This is a genomic window from Bacillus sp. 166amftsu (genome assembly GCF_900107445.1).
GTDB classification, from domain to species: Bacteria; Bacillota; Bacilli; order Bacillales; family Bacillaceae_G; genus Bacillus_A; species Bacillus_A arachidis.
Genome location: NZ_FNQA01000006.1, coordinates 53,636 through 79,116, shown reverse-complemented (window position 1 = coordinate 79,116; position 25,481 = coordinate 53,636). Strand labels below are relative to the sequence as shown.

The following is a 25,481-nucleotide window of genomic DNA, read 5'->3' as shown; positions in this document are numbered from 1 at the left end:
TTTTTCACAACCCTATTGCAGGAATAAACGCCGTCTCGCACTGCGTTTACACTATATTTCCAAGGGGGTTATACAATGAGTCAATTAGCTGCAAATCTTCATGAAAAAGTAGAGCAGTTTCTTCAAGGAACAAAAAAATTATATGTGAATGGAGCATTCGTCGAAAGCGCTTCCGGTAAAACATTTAAAACTCCTAACCCAGCAACTGGTGAAACACTTGCAATCGTTTCGGAAGCTGGTCGAGAAGATATTCATAAAGCAGTAATCGCTGCTAGGATTGCATTTGATGAAGGACCTTGGTCCCGGATGAGTAGCGCCGAGCGCAGCCGTCTTATGTACAAACTTGCAGATTTAATGGAAGAACATGCAGAGGAACTGGCACAACTTGAAACATTAGATAACGGAAAACCAATCCGTGAGACGTTGGCAGCAGATATTCCTCTTGCGATTGAACATATGCGTTATTACGCTGGCTGGGCTACAAAAATTGTCGGTCAAACTATTCCAGTTTCCGGTGAATATTTTAACTACACGCGCCATGAAGCAGTTGGTGTTGTTGGACAAATTATCCCATGGAACTTCCCTCTCCTAATGGCAATGTGGAAAATGGGTGCTGCCCTTGCGACTGGTTGTACAATTGTACTAAAGCCCGCAGAGCAAACACCTCTTTCTGCTCTATACTTAGCTGAATTATTTGAAGAAGCTGGTTTCCCAAAAGGTGTTGTCAACATCGTACCAGGATTTGGCGAAACAGCTGGACAAGCGCTTGTGAATCACCCTCTCGTTGATAAAATCGCATTTACAGGTTCGACTCCTGTTGGTAAACAAATCATGAGACAAGCTTCTGAAACACTAAAACGAGTTACGTTAGAACTTGGTGGTAAATCACCAAATATTATTTTGCCAGATGCTGATTTATCTCGTGCAATCCCAGGTGCACTTTCTGGCGTTATGTTTAACCAAGGACAAGTGTGCTGCGCTGGATCACGTTTATTTATTCCAAAGAAAATGTATGACAATGTTATGGCTGACCTTGTTCTGTATTCGAAAAAATTAACACAAGGTGCAGGTCTAGATCCTCAAACAACCATTGGGCCTCTTGTTTCAGAAGAACAACAAAAACGCGTTATGGGATACATTGAGAAAGGTATTGAAGAAGGTGCAGAAGTACTTTGTGGTGGAAACAAACCATACGAACAAGGCTATTTCGTCGCTCCAACTGTATTTGCAGACGTGAACGATGAAATGACAATTGCAAAAGAAGAAATTTTCGGCCCTGTCATCTCCGCATTGCCGTTTGATGATATTGATGAAGTAATTGAACGTGCAAATAAATCATCATTTGGTCTAGCTGCTGGTGTATGGACAGAAAATGTAAAACATGCACACTATATCGCAAGCAAAGTCCGCGCTGGTACTGTATGGGTAAACTGTTATAACGTATTTGATGCAGCTTCTCCATTTGGTGGATTTAAGCAATCTGGTCTTGGCCGTGAAATGGGATCCTATGCATTAAATAACTATACAGAAGTGAAGAGTGTTTGGGTGAATCTGAACTAACGAAAAGGGCCTGACTCATGCAGTCAGGCTCTTTTCCCATTAAACTTGTAATCCACCACTCACATTTAATACCTCGCCTGTAATATAAGACGCATACTCTGAAGCTAAAAAAGCCGCTGTATTTGCGATATCTTGTGGCGTTCCAATTCTTCCAACTGGAATTGCACCAACCATCTTCTCTTTCACTTTATCTGGTATGGTTTTTGTCATACTTGTATCCATAAAACCGGGACAAATGGCATTACAAGTAATACCAAATCCACCCACTTCTTTCGCTGCCGTTTTTGTTAATCCAATGACACCTGCTTTCGTTGCGGCATAATTTGCCTGCCCAATATTCCCTTCTCTACTAATTGAAGAGATATTGATGATACGTCCAAATTGTTGCTGCCTCATATAAAGAAGTGCTGGTTGCATACAATAAAACACACCCGTTAAATTCACCTGCAACACTTGCTCCCAAGCTGATTTCTCCATTTTATGTAACATCGCATCTCTTGTAATTCCAGCGTTATTCACTAAAATATGTAACCCGCCGAATGTTTGAACCGCATATTCAATTAATGATTTCGCCTCATTTTGATTACTTACATCACAAGGATATAAACTCACTTCATACCCTTGTTCCAAAAATTCATTTATTGTTTCCTTTAATTTCTCTTCGTTTACATCGCTAATTAATACCTTTGCTCCAAGCTTTGCAAACGTACGAGCAATCTCCTTACCTATCCCTTGTGCTGCCCCTGTTATAACCGCTGTTCTCCCATTTAAAAAGTCCATTATTCTCCCCCATTTCTATCGCTTATACTGTATATTTCGGCTTTCCCTTTTCCAAATCCTTTTTGTATAAAAAAGTCTATTTGTGTCAAACTAAACTTGCAACATAGCATAAACACAAGGAGATTGTGTCGAATGAACAAAAAGGATTTAAAGCGAAAAATAGCCTCTGATGGCATTGATGTCGAGTTTTCACGTGAGCTCGCTGACCAAGATGACTTAGAAGCAAACGCTCGTGCAGATGCCGCCGACGCACGTCAAAAACACCAATCAACAAAAAAATAAGGTGTGATTCATTACCTTGTTCTTTTCAATTGGAACCTACTACCAACAAAAATAAACCGAGACAAATTCTCGGTTTATTTTCTATATTTTTTTATATAGTGAGCAAAAGTAAGAAGGGGAAATATATAATGATAGCTATGATAGTGAATGTAAAATCCACCTGATAGCCCTAAGCCTGTAGGATAATCTTGATTCTCCATTGATTGTGTAAGTAAATAAGAAATCCCTTTTCGAATGGTTGGTGTTTCTATATCATAATAAGCAATAAGCGCATCGAGTGCCCATGCTGTTTGTGATGGTGTACTAAAAGGTAACGAAATAAATTGCCTTTCTATACTACTTCTGCAAGACTCGCCCCAACCTCCATCTCTATGTTGAATATTCTCTAACCATGCGACTGCTTTTTGCAAAGCTGTGTGATTAGGCGGGACTCCTATAGCACGTAAACCTGTCAGAGCTGCCCAAGTACCATATATGTAACACACTCCCCATTTTCCATACCACGATCCATTTTTCTCCTGTGCATTGATTAGCCATCTTATTGCTCGATTTCTTCGCTCACCTTGTAATTCATGTGACGCATACCTTCCAAAAAACTCCAATACCCGCCCTGTAATATCTGATGTAGATGGATCTGTAAGCATATCGTTTGCATTTTCAAGAGGAAAATGCGTCAGTAAATGATTGGTTACACCCTTTTCAAAAGCCGCCCAGCCCCCATCAATATTTTGCAATCCTCTCACCCATTGGATTCCTTTCTTCCACGCTCCTTCTACTTTTGGATTCCCTCTCCTACTTCGTGCTAACGCTCTAAGTACAGCTGTTGTATCATCATTATCCGGAATTGTCGTATTTATATCTGAAAATCCCCATCCCCCAGCTTCAAGTGATGGAGCATGTACACTCCAATCTTTTTTCTCTTTATGTTGTTTTTGCAATAAATAACCTGTTGCTGTTTGAATCATTTTGTTGTCATGCGTTACACCCGCTTCTTGCAACGAATAGCTTAATAAAGCCGTATCCCACACTGTAGATGGTGAATTTTGAAGATGTAATCCCTTATCCATATTCCATATATAAGATTTCAATCCTAATACTGCCTTTGAAATAAGCGGCGACTGAATTGAATGCCCAAGTGCAAGTAGCGCATAAATCATGTAAAATGTAGCACTCGCATAACTGTATAATGTTCCATTTTCATCAATCCGCTCAATCATAAAACGCTCTGCTTCCCTGTCCCCTTTATGATGCAAAGATAAGGGGTATGATAAAAACTTCTTCACATCTCTAATTAGCGTTTGAAACAGCGGTGAACGTTCTTCTCGGAACCACTGCGTCTTACTCACTCCTGAAATATGATCTAAATTAGGAAGTATTGTGCTTGACACAGTAAATCGCTTATTCATGCAAATCATCGCCGGAATTAAGTGAATACGAGCCGAACTACTTAGCTCAAATATACTGAGTGGGGAATCTTCGGGTAAAAATAAAATCGGTGTTGGAAAGTGAAACAACGAAGGATATTCATATCCACCATGAAGCGCTAATAAAAATTTTGTCATAAAGTGAGCGTGTGTAATCCCACCTCGTTCACGAATAAATCCTTCCGCACGTTTCATATTTATATCTTCTTTCGTGTATCTTCTAGAAGCGAGTAAAGCCGCATATGCCTGAATTGTAGCGGATAAGTTACCGACAGATTCGTCTTCGTATAACTTCCAAGTTCCTTCATTTGTTTGAAGAGATGCCAGTCTTGCAACAAACGGCTCTATTTCTTGATCTTGACCTAATAATTTAAGCAAAAAAATCATATGGCAATCTGTTAATGGAGAACCTTCAAAACAAAATCGCCATGTTCCGTCTTGATGCTGCATCGTTTGCAGTGCAGTAATTTTCCGATTGACTTCCTGACGCACTTTTTCATATAATAACACTCTTTTCACCCACCCTTTCTAAATCCGTATACGATATTCCACTTTACAAAAAATTATGTATAAATAAATAAAAGCAGAACATATAAAAATACATGTTCTGCTCATAAACAATATCCAATTGCAACTACAATACCTAATATAGCTCCTACCACAACTTGATATGGTGTATGTCCGACAAGCTCATTTAATTTCTTATACTCTGTTTGTCTACCGTGAAAAAAATCATTTAAAATCTTCGCCTGTTTACTTACTGCGAGTCTTACCCCAGATGCATCATACATTACAATAATTGCAAAAATAGCGGCCACTGCAAATACCGCACTCGTTACACCTTCCACCATCCCAACACCTGTCGCTAATGCAGTAACTGTTGAAGAATGAGAGCTTGGCATTCCTCCAGAAGCAAAGAATTGTGCGAAATCAAATTCTCCCGCCTTGATTAATTTAAAAATGACTTTCGCTAGTTGCGCCAAAAACCAAGCGAGTACAGCTGCCATCAACGGATCGTTATGTAAAATTGTTTCCATTTTTCCAGCTCCCTACTTGCAGTAATGGAAATTCTATACTTATAAGTATAAAGAAAAAAGCGTAGAAAATACTACGCTTTATGATACTTTTGCTGATTTATTTTTAAGAAACTTCGGTTGCTTTTCCAATAAAAACTTTGTTTTAGCGACCGAAAATATGAAAAGTGCAATCCAAATAAAGAAAAATGCCGTCATATGTGCCGATGTAAAATGCTCATGGAACACAAAAACCCCTAAAATAAGATTAATGGTTGGTGCAATATATTGTAAAAACCCAATCATATATAGTGGAATAAGTTGTGCTCCTTTGGCAAAATAAAAAAGAGGTAATGCAGTAACAACCCCTGCTCCCATTAAAAGTAACGTTGAAGTAGACGAAATAGAACCAAACGAACCAAAACCATGGTCACCAATCATAACTAAATAAATGACTGCAAGAGGCGTCACAATCATTGTTTCCATCGTAAGTCCTATCATTGCATCATAATTCAGTAACTTCTTTGTTAATCCATATAATCCAAATGTAAACGCAAGTGAAAGGGCAATCCATGGAATTGAACCGTATCGGAACGCTAAAATAATAACACCTATTCCCGCCAAACCAACTGCAACATATTGCCAAAAGTTAAGTTTTTCTTTCAAAACAACTGTACCAAGTAAAATACTTACAAGAGGATTAATATAATAACCAAGACTTGCTTCAATGATATGATTTTGATTCACAGCCCATATGTACACAAACCAATTCCCACTAATTAAAATAGAAGCAATCGTTAATGATGTTAATAATTTAGGTCGTTTAAAAAGACTCACAAGCTCGCTCAGAAATTGCCCCATTCGCTTTGATACTCCTAAAATTAGTAACATAAAAACAAATGCCCAAACAATGCGATGCGCTAATATTTCTTCTGCAGGAACTTCCCCCACCCATTTCCAGTAAATGGGGAGAACTCCCCACATCATATAAGCACCCGCCGCATATAAAATCCCTTTCTTTTGCAGTGCTTTTTGACTCTCCATCTTCCCTTTTCTCCTCTTCTTTTTTCTCTTCATTATAAGGTGTAGCTTTAAACCTTTACAAATATTCTCTCCCTATCTTTTTCGACAATATAATTCCCTTTTCAAACAACTTACTTATCATTTATATATACATGCTTTAGAACCTAGTAAAAACAGCTAAACTCCTTTTAGAAACCTAATTGGTATCACCTCAACCTAAATCAGCCATATAGCATATGAGGTTATAGCAACCAAAAGCGGTATACCAATTTTAAATTTATTTTTATGAGTTTTATGGTGAAAAACATACATTCCAATCCACGTTCCGATTGCTCCCCCTGCTGCAGACACTAAAAACAATGTACTTTCAGGGGTACGCCATTGTTTTTTCACAGCCTTACGTTTATCAAGCCCCATCATCGAAAAAGCAATGACACTCATACACAATATATACATACATTTTACGAACATTATTAATTCTCACTTCACTATCTTTTTTAATTTAATTCTTTGTACAATAATAGATTTTTTATTTATATACAAATAAAAATCGCTGTAGACAGTAAAGAATTACTTGTAAACAAGCTATCTTTTCAGCCTACAGCTGCTATTTCAATTATTTATCCCACTATTCGCAGGAAGTAAAGCTAAATTGATGAGGGCTAACACCCCATACACTTTATGCCCCATTTCCCCTTACATTACTATGCTTTTTAGCATACACAAAATAAACCAAAATACCTATTATAATCCAAACCATAAAACTGATTAAAGTTACTTTAGAAAGATTTAAAGCTAAATACATACAACTGATTATTGACATTATCGGTAAAAAAGGAACCAATGGTGCACGAAATGGCCTTTCAATATTTGGGTGTGTTTTACGGAGTACAATTACCGCAATACATACAAATATAAAAGCTGTTATCGTTCCCACATTTACTAAATTCGCCAATAAATTCAAATCTACAAGCCCCGCTAAAAGTGCTGCGAGAACCCCTGTAATCCACGTATTAAGAAATGGTGTTTGAAAACGTTTATGTACACTTGAAAGCTTTTTGGGAAGTAATCCATCACGACTCATTGAGTAAGATACCCGTACAAAAGCAAACATAGCTACCAAAAGAACAGTAGTTAAACCAGCAATGGCTCCTACTGATAACAAACCTGCAATTTTATCCTGTCCTACAACACGCAGCGCATAGGCGACTGGATCAGCTACATTCAATTCAGTAAATGGTACCATTCCTGTTAAAATAAATGAAACACCAATGTAAAGAATTGTACAAATACATAACGATACAAGAAGACCAATCGGAACATTGCGCTGTGGGCGTTTCACTTCTTCAGCTGCTGTAGCAACTGCATCAAATCCTAAAAAAGCAAAAAATACAGTAGCTGCTCCTCCAATAACACCATGAAACCCAAACGGAAGAAATGGTTGCCAATTCTCTGGTTTTACATACTGTCCACCTACAATAATAAATCCTACAATAACTGCAAGTTTAATAATAACCATTATATTGTTAATGCGTGCACTTTCTTTCGCACCACGACTTAACAAAAATGTAACAACTAAAATAATACAAACTGCAGGTAAATCAATGATTCCACCTTTCCCCATGCCCGGTGCCGAGGCAACAAGAGTAGGGATTTTAATATGAAATCCTAGAAGTAATGATTGAAAATAAGCGGACCACCCAGCTGCTACTGCAGAGGTCGCTAATAAATACTCTAACATGACACACCAACCAACTATAAAAGCAAAAATTTCTCCTAATGTAATATATGTATAAGAATATACACTACCGGATACTGGAACAGTAGAAGCAAATTCAGCATAACAAAATGCCACACAGGCACAAACAAGTGCAGCCAATACAAAAGATAGAACAATTGCTGGGCCAGCATGTTTCGCTGCCACAATACCCGTTAATACAAAAATACCAGTTCCAATAATTGCCCCGATTCCTAAAAGAGTTAAATCAAATGCTCCTAACGTTTGATTCAACACCCTTTTCTTTTCTTCATTCATTTCCTTTTTAATTAGTAGACTCATCAGTAGAAACCTCGTTTTCAATATAATCCCTTACTAAGTACAACCTCTTTTATTCTGTTTTAGAGTTTTTATAATTATTATTTTTAAATAACTATAAATTTTACTTATTTCCAAACTAATTTTTTAAAAATGCAAAAATTCAAAATATACATTTAAAATTACAATGTGATATTCTTGCAAATGATGCATCACTAAGAAACAGAATTGAATTTATCATATAATTAATTCAATTGTCAATAATAAGAGCACTCTTTTTATAATGGATAATTATGTAACAAAAAGTATTATTTCATAATTTAAAATCATGCGATTCTAATCATCACCATGTATATCCCCTGATTTATTTTTCTAATATTAATATTCCATTCACTATACCCTACAAGATACATATGCACTCCACTATTTCATAATCGAAATTGTTTTTGTGAAATAAAAACTATAGTTACTTGATTGTATCTTAACTCTATTATTTGCATGATTTAAATTTCATATCATACATTTACTTTTTATTATTAATTCAGAAAATATTTTTTTGGTTGCTATATAAATTTCGTATTAGTATAATAAAAAACGTTGTGAATATAACAATTTTAAAATTCAGAATTTTCTTTGTAACAATATGGTATTGTAAAGAATTATTTCAATGGAGGTTTTAATTTGGCAAATAAAGTACCCTTTTCTCGTGTCCTTGTAATCGGCCTTATGTTATTTGCACTATTTTTTGGTGCTGGAAATTTAATTTTCCCAGCTATGTTAGGCCAAGCAGCTGGGCATAATGTGTGGACTGCTACTGCTGGATTTTTAATTACAGGAGTAGGTCTTCCTTTGTTAGGCGTTCTAGCATTTGGTATTTCTAATAGTGATGATTTACAAACATTAGCGAATCGTGTTCATCCTTGGTTCAGCGCTGTGTACACATTTATTCTTTATTTAGCAATTGGTCCGTTATTTGCACTCCCTAGAGCTGGAAGTGTTTCTTTTGAAATAGGTGTAAAACCATTTTTATCTAACGGAACAGAGACGTTTGCATTACTTATTTTCACAATCATTTTCTTTAGTATTACATGTTGGTTCTCATTTAATCCAACGAAAATTGTAGATGTTGTGGGGAAGCTTTTAACCCCTATCAAGCTTACATTCATCGGGATTTTAGTAGTTGCGGCGTTTGTCCAACCAATCGGCCCTATTCAGGCACCTGCAAAAGAATTTGTGAACAATTCTTTTTTTAAAGGTTTCCAAGAAGGCTACTTAACAATGGATACACTTGCATCTTTTGTATTCGGCATTATTATTATCAATGCTATAAAAGAGAAAGGTACTTATGATAAAAAAGAAATAGTGAGCGTTTGCGCAAAGGCTGCTGGTATTGCAGCAATTGTATTAACAATTGTTTATACTTCACTTTCTTATATGGGGGCCGCTAGTGTATCTAAACTAGGGCACCTAACAAATGGAGGAGAAGTATTAGCTAAAGTAGCGAATTATTATTTTAGTTCTTTAGGCAATTTATTGTTAGGCTTAATGATTACTGTTGCATGTTTAACAACAAGCGTCGGACTTGTAACATCATGCTCTTCATACTTTCATAAAGTATTCCCGAAAATATCTTATAAAACATTTGCTGTTATACTTTCTGTTTTTAGCGCATTGATTGCAAATCTTGGTTTGACAGAATTAATCGCGGTTTCTGTACCGGTACTTACAGCGATATATCCACTTGCAATTATGCTAATTGTTTTAACATTTTTGCACCCCATATTTAAAGGTAGAACTGAGGTATATCAATGGAGCTTACTCCTAACTTTTGTCGTTAGTTTGTTTGATGGACTAAATGCAGCAAATATCCCTATTCAAGCAATCAATGTTACTTTTTCTAAATTTCTTCCTTTATACGATGCAGGTTTAGGTTGGATCTGTCCTGCATTTGTTGGAGGATGTATTGGTTACTTCATTTATGTATTCCGAATGAAATTCATTACGAATACTCCGAAAACAAATCATTAAAAAACCATGCAGATAAAAATCTGCATGGTTTTTTAATGATCTTCCATTTCTATTTCCGTATTGTTCTTTTCCACATGCTCATTACGTAATTCTTCTTCCTGCATTTCCATAGAAATCATCGCATGGTAGATCTCCGGATATAATCCAAATATTTGATATACGCTTCCTAAAAACGGCACTTGAACCCCTCTTTTCAAAAATGATATGTCTATACTAAGGGTTCCCTATCTACATCCTACACATTCGTTTTTGTATCTTGTTCCTCATCTTGAACATGCAGTACATGTTGCCATTTTTTATAAGGCGCACTATTTGGATCAACATAGCCTTTCGCATACGAACGGTCCCATAGTTGTTTTACAAACATCTCTGCTTCTTTCTTTGCCACCATTTCAGCACCAGTTCCATAATAATCTTGGAAATAAACTAAAATTTCATCAAGAAATAACCGTAACAATTCATCTGATGTTTCCTCGAGCGTCGGGTCATACTTTGCCTCTCGATCATACATTAAAATAATATCTAAAATATTATGGACATGTTCTTTTCTAAGCCATCTTACATCTTGTGCACCTAACACAAAAGCATGTGTATATAAATGCCCGCCTTGGAGTGTCGCTTTCTCCTGTTCTTCTTCAAAACGCGACAAAATATTTTCATAAATAAACGGATTATGAAGCAATGCACGGTGTAATTTATAGCTCTCACTTGAAATATTTTTCCCCATTGACTGAATTAAAAAGCTACGCCCTACCCCATTATATTGATAGACAAATTGACCATCGACAGCAACAAGACTAATCCACCGGTACATATATGCATAAAGAAGAGCACGATTACATTTATCATAATCTAACTTCGTTTGCGTTGCATTCAAATCCGGCATAAAGGCTGGTAAGTGCCAATATTTATCTAAATGCGGCGTTAAATTAGATTTTTTAATATTTAACTTATTCACACGACGATAATAAGACTGAAAATAATCCCCTTTATCATTCATAAAACCATTTGCAATATGCCCAGAAGAAAGTTTAGGAAAATCTTGTAATGATAATCCATAGTGTGCTCGGTAACAAATTACTTCAAATGGTGAAAATGCTTCATTCACTGTATCCTTTTCTTGAAACATCTCTTGTAGAAGTTCTTCTTGTAATTCTTGTCTTAGCGAAGGATGTATGCCCCAATATTGTAACTCTCTATGATGAGATACTTTCGGGATAAATGGACTTGCTAGATGGAAAAGGTCTTCAATTTTTTCTCTCACATATTCATTGCGATCACGTTTTTTAAAATCCGCTTCTTTTCGCAATGCTTCAATTATATTGAGCTCTAGTTTGTCTCGATATCGCACTTGAAGTTCAGCATAGCAATACGTTAAAATATGCTCTCGATAAAAATCCTCTACCTTCTTAGATTGACTTTCTTCAGCTTGTGCATCACGGCAATATTCTGCATACAAGCTCATATAAATCTCCGCTGATATATCCTTTGGCAGTACACCTAAATTTAAATGTTGTTGCATATCTTGCCATATTTTTTCTTGCAGCCTTTCATCTGCTAACACATATACATTTGTCGGATTTGTTTTTCCTTCAAATTCTTTGCTACGTTTTTGAATTTCAAACAGTAAATTTTCACGTGTCTCTTGTAAATTATCAAAGAATCTTTCCCAATGTTGAATCATTTTGTTTACCGCTTGATATAATGATTGATAAACGAGTTCGAGTAACATTTCTTTACGATACTCATTCAATTTATGCACATATTGCGTGACTATATCTTCAAATTCTTTTCGTAACATACGCTGTTGATTATAGAACATTTTCCCAAACCAACTTTGTTGCTGAGCCAGCTCAACACGTCGCACTGCTGTAACTGTACCGTCAATATTACTTACATTAAATTTCTTATCGTAGTTTTGAATTAAATTACGCTTCTGCTCATTATTCTCATGCAATCGATTCATTTTCTCTATTAACTGCTTCCGAATTTCATATAACATGAAACGAGCAGCCACCGGATGAACAGCTTCTGTTTTCTTTAAAAACCACGTGTTTAGTTGATATGACTGTCCTTCTGAACCACTTGGAGCATATCGATCCGATTCTATCATGTCATACAAAAGCGTCGTCACATGTTCATGTACACGGCTTGGTATTGCATAAGCATACAACCGAACAGCATGATCAACCCTCGCCACTTCCCCCTTCATCTGTTCCGTAATTTTGAGTTTTGCGGCCGATATTTTACACTCATGCTGCAATCTATTTAACTCTTCATCTTTTTGTACAGTACGTTGTACATAGCTTTCAACTGCCTCTAAAAATAACTTTGATTTTGCAATACCAACCTTCCCACCTTCTGCCCCTTCACGTGTTTCATTATACATCTGTCTATAAAAGATATGAGCTTGCTCTGGACGAGTGGCAAGATGCTCTAAATCTTCTAAATAGCTCTTCCCACGCTCTGGCTTCTCACGTTGCATACCACGACGAACATCTTGTTCATAGCGCTGCTTTTTCTCTTGAAACAATTGATCTAAATGAAGCCAGGATTCATCTAAGCCTTGCACGGCCCATTTCAAAGCACAATATTTTAACACATGCTCATACGGATAAATGAGCTTTGCAGTTCCAGCTCCGCAGTAACGTGCTTTTCCATTCGATTCTGCAAGCTGCTGAATTTGATTATCTTCCTGTGCAAAATGACTTGTAGACATCGGGCTAAATAACTGCAAATAAATCGTGTTTGTCATTTGTTCCATATAATCTGATAAATTGTGTAAATGATGACCATGTAAATTTTCATAATCATATAAAAAACAATAATTATACGGCAAATGGTGTTGTTTAATCGTGTGATTCGTCCGGCCATCTTCATCTACTTGATCCGGACGATACTCTAATTCAATCGTTACACCACCTCTTTTTGATAATTCACCTGTTGAGCCCAGTGTAATCGCATGAAGTTCTTTTAAAGAGGCATAACCATTTGCTTGCACAGTTTCAAACTCTTTCGCACTAATCGTACGCGTCTTGACAAGTACATCCGGCATTAAAAACGCGCCACGTATTAAGATGTTATGGTGCTGCAGTTTTTTCCTAAGCATTTCACGCAAATATAATGCAATTTGTAAAAACATACCTGAGCCCGTGCCGCCGGCTAACGATGTGACAATAATCACGCGAACACCATACTCAGTTTGATCACTGGTGACAGGAAATATTTTTTCAATTTCTTGCCAAAAAGCAGTTAATTTATCTTCTTTCATCGCTGCCCGTAAAGCTAGACGTGAAATGACACGAAGTTGGCCAGCTCCTTCTGTTAACGGCTTATCTAAAATAGTAGGATCCATCGGAAACCATTCCGGAATCGTTGGATCCCCCGCAATATATTCTCGCGGTGTTTTACTAGAACTAGTTTGTGTCTTAAACTTACGAATGTGCTCAAATTTACTTAATGTATTCACATCTGTATCAAACACATGCATCGCTACCTTTTTACGTCGTTCTTCTGGTAACTTTTCATATACTTGATGAGTAACAGTACTACCGATTCCACCTAAGCCAATTAAAATTGTTGGAACTTGTAATGTCATGTGAACCACCTTCCTATTAGTATGTATTCAAAAAGAAGGATAAAGAGAGCCGAGCAGTTCGAAGCTCAACAGCCGGGAGGATACGAAGTTTAGCTGTACTACTTGAGTACTGGGCTTTTCGAACTTTCTATTATTCACATTCGTATCGATAAATTTCTTTCCCATACCCTCGATCAATCAGTAAAATCTCATTCGGATATAATGTCTTATGCTCATTCCCGGCCTCTTCCTCTGTGATAAACATACCGTCAATAATCATACCAATCACTTGCGATTCCTTTGCGACAAATACAGACTTCGATCCTTTTTTTGCTATAAAAGTTACCGATTGCACAGTCTTTCGCTCTGCTCGAAATGGAATACCAAAATAATGTTTCCACCACTTGTTTCTTAGTAATTCTGGTTCAGATTGATACAGCCAATCTTTCGCTACTTCTTGATCCCATTCGTAGTACAACATTGCTTTCCGATGAAACCTCGGCCGGACAATCCACCCTAAAATAAGAATCGCAACAAGCAAAAATAGTAATGCAACTGGGATTACGAATTGAAAGATTAGCGAATAACGTTCCCAAAATGGTGCATTTTGAATATGAAACGAAATCGTTTTCTTTACTTCTTGTAACTTTGAATCGTTTATAGTGATGGTAGCTTCTATGGTGCCGGTAGCTGTAAAATTGAATGTATCGGAGTAGTAAGAACGAGGATAAATATAAATTTGATTGCCATGTTTCCGCAGTTCGTAGTTGATCGATTGATGAGATGTGACACCTGTAGATTGTAATAGTTTCTTTACTTCCACTTCTGTCATCGGTTCACCATTCAGTAAGGGCTGCAAGACAAATGGTTTACTCTTTTCTAAATTTGTCACCTTTTCTTCATAGTTTTTCGTAATGACCTGTAAAGATAGTTTTGGTTTAGGTACCGATTCAATTCGGAATTCTCTTGTTTGCCTGTAAAATCCTTTTATATTCATATGAATTTTCCCACGTACTGCCTGTTTTCCAACTTGTGTTTCATAATAGAATCGTTTTCCCTTACTATCCCATTTCATTGGATACATCTTTCCATCTAGTTCTACTTCTGCTTGAAAATAAGAAGATTGAATTGGTAAATCCGTCGGCTTCGCTTCGATTACTGCTTTTGTTCCCTCATACATTTCCTCAACGTTTTTTTTCGCTTTATCCTCTTTATCGTAAGTAGAAACGATATAATCAAGTGCTGGTTCAACAAGTACTTTCAGCCCTTCTTTCACAATATCTCTATCAATTTCTAGCGTATATGTCCCTGGTTTCATCACTTCGCCATTCGTAGCACTAATATGGGTAATACCACCATATAATTTCGATTCTCCTGGTGCATGAATCGAAAAGAACGATTGTACTGCTAATGGTTTAGAAAGTTGTTCTATTTGATATTGTGATACATTAGAAGATTGTTGCACCAGTGTCATTCTTTTTAATGGAAACGGTGTCGTAATCTCTAATTTATTTCCATATATATTCGTTTTCACAACAGATTCAGCAGAAGAAAATGGATCTCGATTCGCAACCAAGGCCGCAGCTTGGTTTACACTCTCAATGACCCCATCTTCCCCACTTGTTGGCATGATGATGCCATTTATTTCTTTCTTCCAAATTTCTTTGAACGTATTCATCTGTTGTTGCTCTTGCTGACCTAAATTTTCTTCCATTGTTATTAAAACTGGATGCAATGATATTTTTTTTGATTCCATTTCTTTTTTAAATTGTCCTAGTTTCTGTGTGATTTGTTCTTTACCATCAGTCTTTTCCTTTTCGAGTTCATTAAATGCTCCGTCAGTTAATACAATAAGCCAAAATTCACGTTTTCCATTTATGTCTGCTTCCTTTTTAATAGATTGCATTGCTGTTTCTACAGCACGAAACGGCGTATTTAAATAGTTCTTCCACACTCCAATTTCATTAATTTCTGTTTGTCTTTTTTCATTGGTCAGCGTTACATTTAACGCTTCAGTAGGACGACTCATTGGAACATATGAAAATTTATCTTTTTCATCTAATAATGCAACTAAACTTTGCAAAGCATAATTGGCATATTTCCAGCGATCGTTATTTCTCATGCTGCCAGAATCATCATATACAAGTGAAACGACCCTTTCTTTTGCCTCCTCTCCTTTTGCAAAAGTTAAAAAAGGATTCAAACATAATAATAGAAAAAAGATGAATGTGGCACAGATTCGAATCTTCATGATGAGGCTTCGCCACCTTTGTAGACAAATTCCTATGTTTAAATTTATGAAGAGAAACAAGATATATGACTTGTATTTTTAGACAAACAGGCTCTCATAATTTAATTATGTAAACAATATTGCTAAAATAAAAAATCTCATTCTGTTGAGCGTTACCTTATAAATTCTGATTAATTGTGCATCTTATAGGATTTATTTTTCACATAAACAAGCCTGCATGGAACAAAAATGAGAACTACAAGCTCTTACTACATTTTATATGGAAAATCACTGTAAAAAAGTTTGATTCCCTTACACCCTATCATATATATAAAAAACACGCCTATAAAAGCGTGTTTTTTACTGTTTTACATATACTTCAACAATAGGATTATCTTTACGATCCGCATGCAAACGAATCTTCTCTTCACTTGTACGATAAATACTTGCTAATAACATGATAGTTAACAAATTAGGAGTTTTTCCATCACTCCCAAATTTTCGTTCAAGTGTTTCTCTATATTCAAAATCTAAATCTCCTTGTATATATGTATACACTTCAAATCCATCTTTCAAATCACAAACGATTCTGTCAATAACATCTGCTCCTATTTGCTTTTCCATTTCACTGCGAAGGGCATTCGTAAATTCATTCCAAGGCACTTCATACGTTTGAAATTGATCTTTAGGTTCCATAAGTCCCACTCCTTTTTCACATACACTCTTCCCATATCTTTTCCCTTTCTTATAACAATTATGAAACTTAGGTCAATCATACAAGCCGCCCTTGTCCCAATAACATATTGTATTACTGTAATACGGAAGGAGGAAAGAACATGCATAGACAAAAATGTTATAATACTTGCCGACGTTATTTAGGTAAAGTTGTACGAATTGAAGATCGTGATGGTTATATTCATCTTGGTAAAATTGTTGATGTAACAGATGATTCTGTTTGGATTGCGCCAATTCATCGTCCATCTTTTGATACAGGTTTTGGATATTATGATGCATATGCAAATGGTGGTTGTGATTGTTGCGGTGGCATAGGTCAATGTGACCATTGTGGATTTGGTTTTGATAGATGTTGCGATAGGGGTTTTTGTGGCGGTGGTGCCGTTCAATTAGCTTTCGGGTTTATTTTTGGTATTACTTTAGCTGCATTATTTTTCATCTAATGTACAAAGGGAGCTGACTGCATTTTTAGTCAACTCCTTTAATATACTGTTTTATTTCTCACAAATAAATATCCGGTGCCCTAATATATGTTGGTACATATGCAATACTCGCTCGTGTTGTACCCATGCATCATACAATTCGGTCGGAATAAATTGTGACATGTTCCATTCTGGCTCTTCCATTTGTCCTGCGATCGTCTCCGCAATCGTAGCTCCACCTACAATTGTTACCCTTTTGAATTTTTCCATTTGAAATAAGTCAATCCATTCTGTTTCTGTTTGTAATTCCTTTATTCCATATAACTGTATTATTTTATCCTCCTCTTCTTTTGTTATATGCTTTTCAATTATCATTTCAATAACAATAAGTTTCCCGTTCTTTCGCAAGACACGATAACATTCAGGAATTACCTGCTCTTTGTTCGTGAAAGCAAGTACAGATTCTCCTAGTACAAGATCAAATTGCTCGTCGAAAAGCGGTAATTTCTCAGCACTTCCTTGAATTAGCTCAATTTGTAACTGTTCTTGTAACCATCTATTTTTTGCTTTTTGAACCATAATCTCATTATTTTCAACTGCTGTGACGTTATAACCATATTGTTTTTTCATATAAGCTGCTGTCCGTCCTGTTCCGCAACCTATTTCAAGTACATTTGCTTCACGGTGTAATGGCAACTGTGCCAATAACTGTTTCGTTAACGTAAAACCACCAGGGTGTGCACTCCCAATTCCATAATAGGCTAAAAAATCAATGTATATATTCCGTTTCATAGGATTCTCCTTCATTTTTTCTATATTACCTATATTCATACAAATAAAAAACGGTGCAAAATAAAAAAGCATTTCTAAGGTGGGTTTAGTTCTCCTTAGAAATGCTTTTATCTTCATTACTTACTATTTTCTTCTGTTACATAAGCCCACTTGAAACTGTATTCTGGACTAATGTTATGTTTTACAACACCTTTTACGTTTGGTCTCATTACATACGATCTAGCACTTTGGAATAACGGTACAAGTGCTACATCCTCTTCAAGCAACAGTTTTTCTGCCTTCCCTAACTCTCCCCAACGTTTCTTCGCATCTGCCATTAGCTCTGTCTTACCTTGTTTGATGATTTCATCATATTTTGGATTCGAGTAGCTCATTTGGTTTTGAGAATTTGTTGATTCGAACATATCTAGGAATGTCATTGGATCCGCGTAATCTGGGCTCCATCCAGCATATGAGAAATCGTAATCTTGATCAGATTCTAATTTTAACTTTTGTTTGAACGGTTGCATTTTAATATTTACTGTTACACCTTTTAAATTTTTCTCGATTTGGTCTTTTACATATTCTCCAACTTTTTTCGCATTACTTGTATCATAGTTTAAGAACTCTAGTGTCACTTGATCTTTACCAAGTTCTTTTTTCGCTTCTTCCCATGCTGCCGCCGCTTTTTTCGTATCATTCTTTAAGCCGTTTTTAAACTCCTCTTGGAAGTCTTTCCCATCAGGGCTTTTTGCTAATCCGTTCGCTACTAAGTAATCTGCAGGTTTAGAACCATCATTTAAAATTACATTTGCCAAATCCTTTTTATTAATTGACAATGCAATGGCTTCACGCAATTTTTTGCTCTTTAATGGTGTATCTTGACCACCGCGCTTTTGATTTAAACGTAAGAAGAATGTGCCTGGTTCAGAATATACACCAAACTCTTCTTTGTTATTTCTATATTTATCAACAAACTCTCCACTTAATAAAGTAAAGTCAATCTCACCACTATCATATAGATTTACACGAGTTGCCATATCTTTAACAACACTGTAGTTAACTTCATCTAACTTCACAGTCTTTTTATCCCAATAACTATCATTTTTCTTCAGTTTCCATCCTTGCTCATGTTTCCAATCAGTTAGAACAAACGGTCCATTATAAACTGTAGTATCGGATTCTAAACCGTATTTATCTCCTTTTTCTTTTACGAACTTTTCATTTAGTGGATAATACGATACAAATGCCGTTAAGTTCAAGAAATATGGAGTTGCTCTTTCTAGCTCAACTTCAAGTGTATAATCATCTACAGCTTTTACACCTAGTGTAGATACTTCTGCTTTTCCTTGATTAATCGCTTCTGCATTTTTAATGTAATATGCAATAAACGCATACTCTGCAGCTGTCTTTGGATCTACTAACCTTTGCCATGCATACACGAAGTCTTTCGCTGTTACTGGATCACCGTTTGACCATTTTGCATCTTTACGAAGTTTGAATGTATATTTTTTGCCATCCTCACTTTTTGTGCTGGATTCAGCTGCAGCTGGGATTGGCTTATTATCTTTATCAAGGCGATATAATCCTTCCATTGTATTCCCTAAGATTTGAGAACCAAGTGTATCCGTATTTTTAGAAGTATCCATCGTTGGAATTTCGTTTGTTTCTGTACGATTCAGTACTTGCTTTGCTGCATATTTAATATCAGATTTCTTATCTTCGCCACTACTAGAAGACGTATTAGTTTTCTTATCCCCACCTGATCCCGAGCATGCTGTTAATGCCATACTCATTGCTAAAACTGGTGCTACAACCGCTGTAAATTTTTTCATCTTTTTCTTTTTCACTTTTTGTACCCTCCCTAAATTATATGTACGATGCCACTCTTGAGAGATTTCCTGATGTCTATTCTGTTATCAGAAAATTCTTATTAATTAATATTCTACTATTTTTTCTAAGTTTGTAAAGTTATTTTTAAAAATTCAGAAAATATTTTTTCTATAATAATGATTCCCTTTTTAATAGTACAATTACAAGATTCTCCCCATCTACTATATGAACCCTGGGATCATCTTATTCGTCTCTCTTTTTTCGAATTCTATATTTAACCTTCTTTCCCCTTATATAACCGATATAAATTTAATACTTCCCTTCAACTCTTTATCAATTTGAGATTATATTATCTTAAAAATTTATAAATAGTACTTTTATTGCATAGTTTATACATCGTGATTTTTTTTTAGTAATAAAACAATTAATAAAGTACAACTTTAATCAGTGTGGATTTTCTTCATCTCCCACTGATTATCCACATGAAAAAGCATCTCCAAAAATAGTTTATCTACCTTTGGAAATGCTTTTCTAATTCAACATTATTTTTTGTCTTCCTCAGTTACATAAGCCCACTTAAAGCTATATTCTGGACTGATATTATGTTTTACAATTCCTTTTACGTTTGGTTTCATTGCATACGCACTGCCTCTTTGATATAACGGCACCATCGCTACATCTTCTTCAAGCAATAGTTTTTCTGCTTTTCCTAACTCCTCCCAACGTTTCTTCGCATCAGACATTAATTCATTCCCTGCCTTTTTAACCATTTCATCATATTTTGGGTTTGAATAGCTCATTTGGTTATAAGGGCTCTTCGTTTCAAACATATCGATAAATGTCATCGGATCCGCATAGTCTGGGCTCCAACCTGCGTAAGAGATTTCATAGTCTTGCGCTGATTCTAGTTTTAACTTTTGTTTAAACGGCTGGATTTTCGTATTAATTGTTACACCTTTTAAGTTTTTCTCAATTTGGTCTTTTACATAATCAGCAACTTTTTTCGCTGTTCCATCATCATAACTTAACAATTCTATTGTCACTTGGTCTTTCCCCAGCTCTTTTTTCGCTTCTTCCCATGCTGCGGCTGCTTTTTTCGTGTCTTGCTTTAAACCATTTTTAAATGTTTCTGTGAAATCTTTACCGTCTGGACCATTTGCTAGTCCTTTTGGTACTAATTGATCTGTTGCTTTGGAGCCGTTGTTTAAGATAACATTTGCTAAACCTTTTTTATCAATTGATAATGCAATTGCTTCACGTAACTTTTTACTTTTCAGCGGCGTATCTTGACCTCCACGTTTTTCATTTAAACGTAAGAAGAAAGTGCTTGATTCTGCATACTCACCATACTCATCTTTCTTTGGTTTATATTTATCAACAAACTCACCTGATAATAATGTAAAGTCAATTGCGTTAGTATCATATAAGTTCACTTTTGTAGCTACGTCTTTTACAACACTATAATTAATTTCTTCTAGTTTCACACTCTTTTTATCCCAATACTTATCATTTTTCTTCAATTTCCAACCTTGTTCATGCTTCCACTCAGACATTACGAATGGTCCATTATATACAACTGTATCCGCCTCTAAACCGAATTTCTCTCCTTTTTCTTTCACAAACTTTTCATTTAACGGGTAATACGATGGAAATGCTGTTAAATTTAAAAAGTATGGAACTGGTTTTTCTAATTCCACTTCAAGGGTATAATCATCAACTGCTTTAGCACCTAATGTAGATAGCTCTGCTTCTCCTTTATTAATCGCTTCTGCATTTTTAATATAGTAAGCAATAAACGCATATTCAGAAGCTGTGTTTTTATCAAGTAAGCGCTGCCATGCAAACACGAAATCTTTCGCTGTTACTGGATCACCGTTTGACCATTTTGCATCTTTACGAAGCTTAAACGTATATTTTTTACCATCTTCACTTTTCGTGCTGGATTCAGCTGCTGCTGGGATTGGTTTATTATCTTTATCAAGGCGATATAGCCCTTCCATCGTGTTCCCTAAAATTTGCGAACCAAGTGTATCTGTTGATTTTGAAGTATCCATTGTTGGAATTTCCTGATTTTCTGTACGATTTAATACTTGTTTTGCCGCATATTTAATATCCGATTTCTTCTCTTCACCACTATTAGACGTTGTACTTGTCTTCTTATCTCCACCTGATCCCGAGCATGCTGATAATGCCATACTCATTGCTAAAACTGGTGCTACAACCGCCGTTAGCTTCTTAATCTTTTTCTTTTTCATTTGTATACCCTCCCTAATTTTATGTACGATAATACCTCTCTATTTTTCTGATATATTTATATTATCAGAAAATTCTTATTAATTAATATTCTACTGTTTTTTTATGTTTTGTAAAGTTATTTTTTGAAAATACAGAAAATACTTTCTACTATAATAACGATGTGCTTTCGTTACACTAATTTGCAAGAAATTACCATTCACTATATGAGAAAAGTATATTTCTTATTCTTTATATATATGCCTTCTAGTAACGAAAGCCTCTATAAGTAAGATTCACTACATAGAAAAAAGCACCTCTCAAAGTAGACACCCTACCTTTAGAAATGCTTTTATCTTCATTACTTACTATTTTCTTCTGTTACGTAAGCCCACTTGAAGCTATATTCTGGACTGATGTTATGTTTTACAACACCTTTTACGTTTGGTTTCATTACATATGATCTAGCATTCTGATGTAATGGTACAAGCGCTACATCTTCTTCAAGCAACAGTTTTTCTGCCTTCCCTAACTCTCCCCAACGTTTCTTCGCATCTGCCATTAACTCTGTTTTTCCTTTTTTGATGATTTCATCATATTTCGGATTTGAGTAACCCATTTGGTTTTGAGAGTTTGTTGATTCGAACATATCTAAATATGTCATTGGATCCGCATAGTCTGGGCTCCATCCAGCATATGAGAAATCGTAATCTTGTTCAGATTCTAACTTTAACTTTTGTTTGAACGGCTGCATTTTAATATTTACTGTTACACCTTTTAAGTTTTTCTCAACTTGGTCTTTTACATATTCTCCAACTTTTTTCGCATTACTTGTATCATAGTTTAAGAACTCTAGTGTCACTTGATCTTTACCAAGTTCTTTTTTCGCTTCTTCCCATGCTGCCGCTGCTTTTTTCGTATCATTCTTTAAGCCGTTTTTAAACTCCTCTTGGAAGTCTTTCCCATCAGGACTTTTTGCTAATCCTTTTGGTACTAAGTAGTCAGCAGGCTTAGAACCATCATTTAAGATTACATTTGCTAAATCTTTTTTATTAATTGACAACGCAATCGCTTCACGTAATTTCTTGCTCTTTAATGGTGTATCTTGACCACCGCGTTTTTGGTTTAAACGTAAGAAGAATGTACTTGGTTCAGAATATACACCAAACTCTTCTTTGTTATTTCTATATTTATCAACAAACTCTCCACTTAATAAAGTAAAGTCAATCTCACCACTATCATATAGATTTACACGAGTTGCCATGTCTTTAACAACACTGTAGTTAATCTCATCTAACTTCACATTCTTTTTATCCCAATAACTATCATTTTTCTTCAGTTTCCATCCTTGCTCATGTTTCCAATCAGTTAGAACAAACGGTCCATTATAAACCACTGTATCAGATTCTAAGCCGAACTTCTCTCCTTTTTCCTTTACAAACTTTTCATTTAATGGGTAGTACGATGGGAATGCTGTTAAGTTTAAGAAATACGGAACTGCGTTTTCTAGTTCAACTTCAAGTGTGTAATCATCTACCGCTTTTGCACCTAGTGTAGATACTTCTGCTTTTCCTTGATTAATCGCTTCTGCATTTTTAATGTAATATGCAATAAATGCGTACTCTGCAGCTGTCTTTGGATCTAACAAACGTTGCCACGCATACACGAAGTCTTTCGCTGTTACTGGATCACCGTTTGACCATTTTGCATCTTTACGAAGTTTAAATGTATATTTTTTGCCATCTTCACTTTTCGTGCTGGATTCAGCTGCAGCTGGGATTGGCTTATTATCTTTATCAAGGCGATATAATCCTTCCATTGTATTCCCTAAGATTTGTGATCCAAGAGTATCTGTACTTTTGGAAGTATCCATCGTTGGAATTTCGTTTGTTTCTGTACGATTCAGTACTTGTTTTGCTGCTAATTTAGCATCAGATTTACTATCACTTCCGCTTGAATTCGTACTTGTTTTTTTGTCTCCACCTGTAGAACATGCCGTTAATGCCATACTCATTGCTAAAACTGGTGCTACGACTGCTGTTAGTTTTTTCATCTTTTTCTTTTTCACTTTTGTACCCTCCCTAATTTCTTGTACGTTTCTAGATTAAGAAATTTCTGATAATTCTGTTTTTCTTTATATTCTTATCAAAAGATTTCTATTAACTATTATTCTACTAATTTTTTGTTTTTTGTAAAGTATTATTATTAAAAATTTTATAAAAATTATTTTATTGCACTAATATTCATAAACATGCCACTACGTTGATATAGCATTTTTTTGTATTCCTACATGCATTTGATTTTTCTTCTATTTATTCCAATTGTAAAGAAAACTCTTCTGAATTATTGTTAATAAATAATGTATAATTCTAGTAAATCCTTTCTTAACAAAATATAAAAGCAGACGTTTATAATTATCTGCTTTACTAAAAAATTTTTATATTGTATGTGTTATACATCTTAACCCTCTTCACCTTCTTTTTTAATTTGCTGTTCACTTAATTCAAGATGGCTTTGAAGTTTATTGCTAAGTTCTCTTAAACTCTTTGTGTCTGGATTATAATAATATACTCGTTCACCATTCGGACCATTTGGTAAATATAGATCATCTCCGGTTAATTGTATTTTCTCAATTGAAGCATTTAAACCATATTTGTAAAACGACAGCATGTCAGCCAAAGCTAAGTTTGTCTTAAAATCACCGTCTACAGCATCAATCATTTTCCCTATTTTTGTAACCGACCCTACGCTTTTTAATTTTTTTAAGATTGCTTCAATGACGAGCTGCTGACGCAGTCCTCTCATGGCATCACTATCAATATGCCGCGTTCTTGCAAGAGCGAGTGCTTGTTCACCAGTTAATGTTTGTATTCCTTTTTTCAAATGGATAGCATCAGGCTCATCTTTACTATTTTGTTCAGAAAACTCAATCGGAACATCTATTTCAATGCCACCTAAATCATCAACAATTTTTATAAACGAATTGAAATTGAATTTCACAAAATAATCAACCGGTACATGTAATAATTTTTCTACTGCTTCAACAGAAGCTTGTGGCCCTCCATCCTTTCCATTCTTTACAAAACCTCTTCCATATGCATGAGTTATTTTATCCTTTTTCTTTTCAATTGGAACATATGTATATGTATCACGTGGTATACTAATTAATTTGACTGTTTTATCATCTTTATTAAAAGTCGCTAGTAATAATGCATCTGTATGAAACGAACCATTGTATTCTTTTTGACGCTCCTTATTTTCATCAATACCCATAATTAAGAGAGAAACATTATTGGTTATTGGCTTTACAACTTCCTCACGTAAGTCAGATTTCTCACCACGCGCTAGGCTGAGCGATGCTTTTTGCACCGCATTTGAAGCTTTATTGTATAGGTACGTACCGTATCCAACGCCACTAGCTAACAAGATCCCTAAAAATATGCCTATGACTCTTCTTTTTTTAGATTTTTTCTTATTCTTTTTTTCACGTGAAAGTACACTCTTCTCCACATTATTTCCCCCGATTCTTATTATTC

19 protein-coding genes are annotated in these 25,481 nt (G+C 35.5%); 4 read left to right on the top strand and 15 right to left on the bottom strand.

Annotated features, from left to right (window positions below):
- Positions 1-75 precede the first annotated feature (75 nt).
- Positions 76-1,560: an aldehyde dehydrogenase family protein gene (locus tag BLV40_RS16345; protein WP_090691827.1), complete on the top strand. Its 1,485-nt coding sequence runs from the start codon at positions 76-78 to the stop codon at positions 1,558-1,560.
- Positions 1,561-1,599: 39 nt separating this feature from the next.
- Here BLV40_RS16345 and fabG read toward each other — a convergent pair whose 3' ends face one another.
- A complete protein-coding gene (gene fabG / locus BLV40_RS16340; protein WP_026591596.1) occupies positions 1,600-2,340 on the bottom strand; it encodes a 3-oxoacyl-ACP reductase FabG in 741 nt (246 codons plus the stop codon).
- A gap of 132 nt (positions 2,341-2,472) precedes the next feature.
- On the opposite strand from fabG, the gene BLV40_RS16335 reads away from it, so the two are divergent.
- Entirely contained in the window at positions 2,473-2,622 is a 150-nt protein-coding gene (locus tag BLV40_RS16335) for a YfhD family protein (RefSeq protein ID WP_026591597.1), read from the top strand.
- 74 nt (positions 2,623-2,696) lie between these two features.
- Here BLV40_RS16335 and BLV40_RS16330 read toward each other — a convergent pair whose 3' ends face one another.
- The 5 genes from BLV40_RS16330 to BLV40_RS16310 all read right to left on the bottom strand — a co-directional run bounded on the left by BLV40_RS16330 (position 2,697) and on the right by BLV40_RS16310 (position 8,141).
- A complete protein-coding gene (locus tag BLV40_RS16330) occupies positions 2,697-4,556 on the bottom strand; it encodes a terpene cyclase/mutase family protein (protein ID WP_090691824.1) in 1,860 nt (619 codons plus the stop codon).
- A 101-nt stretch (positions 4,557-4,657) separates the two neighbouring features.
- Entirely contained in the window at positions 4,658-5,083 is a 426-nt protein-coding gene (locus BLV40_RS16325) for a divergent PAP2 family protein (RefSeq protein WP_026591599.1), read from the bottom strand.
- A gap of 78 nt (positions 5,084-5,161) precedes the next feature.
- Positions 5,162-6,103, bottom strand: a complete 942-nt coding sequence (gene rarD / locus BLV40_RS16320) for an EamA family transporter RarD (RefSeq protein WP_090691820.1) — start codon at positions 6,101-6,103, stop codon at positions 5,162-5,164.
- Positions 6,104-6,298: 195 nt separating this feature from the next.
- Positions 6,299-6,553, bottom strand: coding sequence for a DUF1294 domain-containing protein (locus tag BLV40_RS16315; RefSeq protein WP_139265555.1), 255 nt, complete (start codon positions 6,551-6,553; stop codon positions 6,299-6,301).
- Between the two features lie 208 nt (positions 6,554-6,761).
- Positions 6,762-8,141 (bottom strand): APC family permease, encoded by a 1,380-nt coding sequence (locus tag BLV40_RS16310; protein WP_026591602.1) that lies wholly within the window; start codon positions 8,139-8,141, stop codon positions 6,762-6,764.
- 657 nt (positions 8,142-8,798) lie between these two features.
- Here BLV40_RS16310 and brnQ point away from each other — a divergent pair.
- Positions 8,799-10,145 carry a branched-chain amino acid transport system II carrier protein gene (brnQ, locus tag BLV40_RS16305; protein ID WP_026591603.1) on the top strand — a complete coding sequence of 449 codons (1,347 nt, stop codon included), beginning with the start codon at positions 8,799-8,801 and terminating at the stop codon, positions 10,143-10,145.
- A 32-nt stretch (positions 10,146-10,177) separates the two neighbouring features.
- Here the strand turns inward: brnQ and BLV40_RS16300 are convergent, their stop codons facing one another.
- The 4 genes from BLV40_RS16300 to BLV40_RS16285 form a co-directional block, all read right to left on the bottom strand.
- Positions 10,178-10,324 (bottom strand): phosphonate ABC transporter permease, encoded by a 147-nt coding sequence (locus BLV40_RS16300; RefSeq protein WP_090691817.1) that lies wholly within the window; start codon positions 10,322-10,324, stop codon positions 10,178-10,180.
- A 56-nt stretch (positions 10,325-10,380) separates the two neighbouring features.
- Positions 10,381-13,743 carry a tubulin-like doman-containing protein gene (locus BLV40_RS16295; RefSeq protein ID WP_090691813.1) on the bottom strand — a complete coding sequence of 1,121 codons (3,363 nt, stop codon included), beginning with the start codon at positions 13,741-13,743 and terminating at the stop codon, positions 10,381-10,383.
- A gap of 130 nt (positions 13,744-13,873) precedes the next feature.
- On the bottom strand, positions 13,874-15,973 hold the full coding sequence (locus BLV40_RS16290; RefSeq protein WP_090691810.1) for a vWA domain-containing protein: 2,100 nt from the start codon (positions 15,971-15,973) through the stop codon (positions 13,874-13,876).
- Positions 15,974-16,312: 339 nt separating this feature from the next.
- Positions 16,313-16,648 (bottom strand): hypothetical protein, encoded by a 336-nt coding sequence (locus BLV40_RS16285; protein ID WP_090691807.1) that lies wholly within the window; start codon positions 16,646-16,648, stop codon positions 16,313-16,315.
- A 140-nt stretch (positions 16,649-16,788) separates the two neighbouring features.
- Here BLV40_RS16285 and BLV40_RS16275 point away from each other — a divergent pair, with 140 nt between their 5' ends.
- Complete coding sequence (locus BLV40_RS16275) at positions 16,789-17,130, top strand: hypothetical protein (RefSeq protein WP_090691804.1); 342 nt, start codon at positions 16,789-16,791, stop codon at positions 17,128-17,130.
- 51 nt (positions 17,131-17,181) lie between these two features.
- Here the strand turns inward: BLV40_RS16275 and BLV40_RS16270 are convergent, their stop codons facing one another.
- The 5 genes from BLV40_RS16270 to BLV40_RS16250 form a co-directional block, all read right to left on the bottom strand.
- On the bottom strand, positions 17,182-17,901 hold the full coding sequence (locus BLV40_RS16270) for a class I SAM-dependent methyltransferase (RefSeq protein ID WP_026591609.1): 720 nt from the start codon (positions 17,899-17,901) through the stop codon (positions 17,182-17,184).
- Between the two features lie 116 nt (positions 17,902-18,017).
- Entirely contained in the window at positions 18,018-19,715 is a 1,698-nt protein-coding gene (locus BLV40_RS16265) for a peptide ABC transporter substrate-binding protein (protein ID WP_090692102.1), read from the bottom strand.
- A 540-nt stretch (positions 19,716-20,255) separates the two neighbouring features.
- Positions 20,256-21,968, bottom strand: a complete 1,713-nt coding sequence (locus tag BLV40_RS16260) for a peptide ABC transporter substrate-binding protein (protein WP_090691800.1) — start codon at positions 21,966-21,968, stop codon at positions 20,256-20,258.
- Positions 21,969-22,306: 338 nt separating this feature from the next.
- Positions 22,307-24,013, bottom strand: a complete 1,707-nt coding sequence (locus tag BLV40_RS16255) for a peptide ABC transporter substrate-binding protein (protein ID WP_139265552.1) — start codon at positions 24,011-24,013, stop codon at positions 22,307-22,309.
- A 392-nt stretch (positions 24,014-24,405) separates the two neighbouring features.
- The gene (locus tag BLV40_RS16250; protein WP_090691796.1) at positions 24,406-25,455 is read right to left on the bottom strand and encodes an LCP family protein; all 1,050 of its coding nucleotides are present in this window, start codon (positions 25,453-25,455) and stop codon (positions 24,406-24,408) included.
- Between the last annotated feature and the right edge of the window lie 26 nt (positions 25,456-25,481).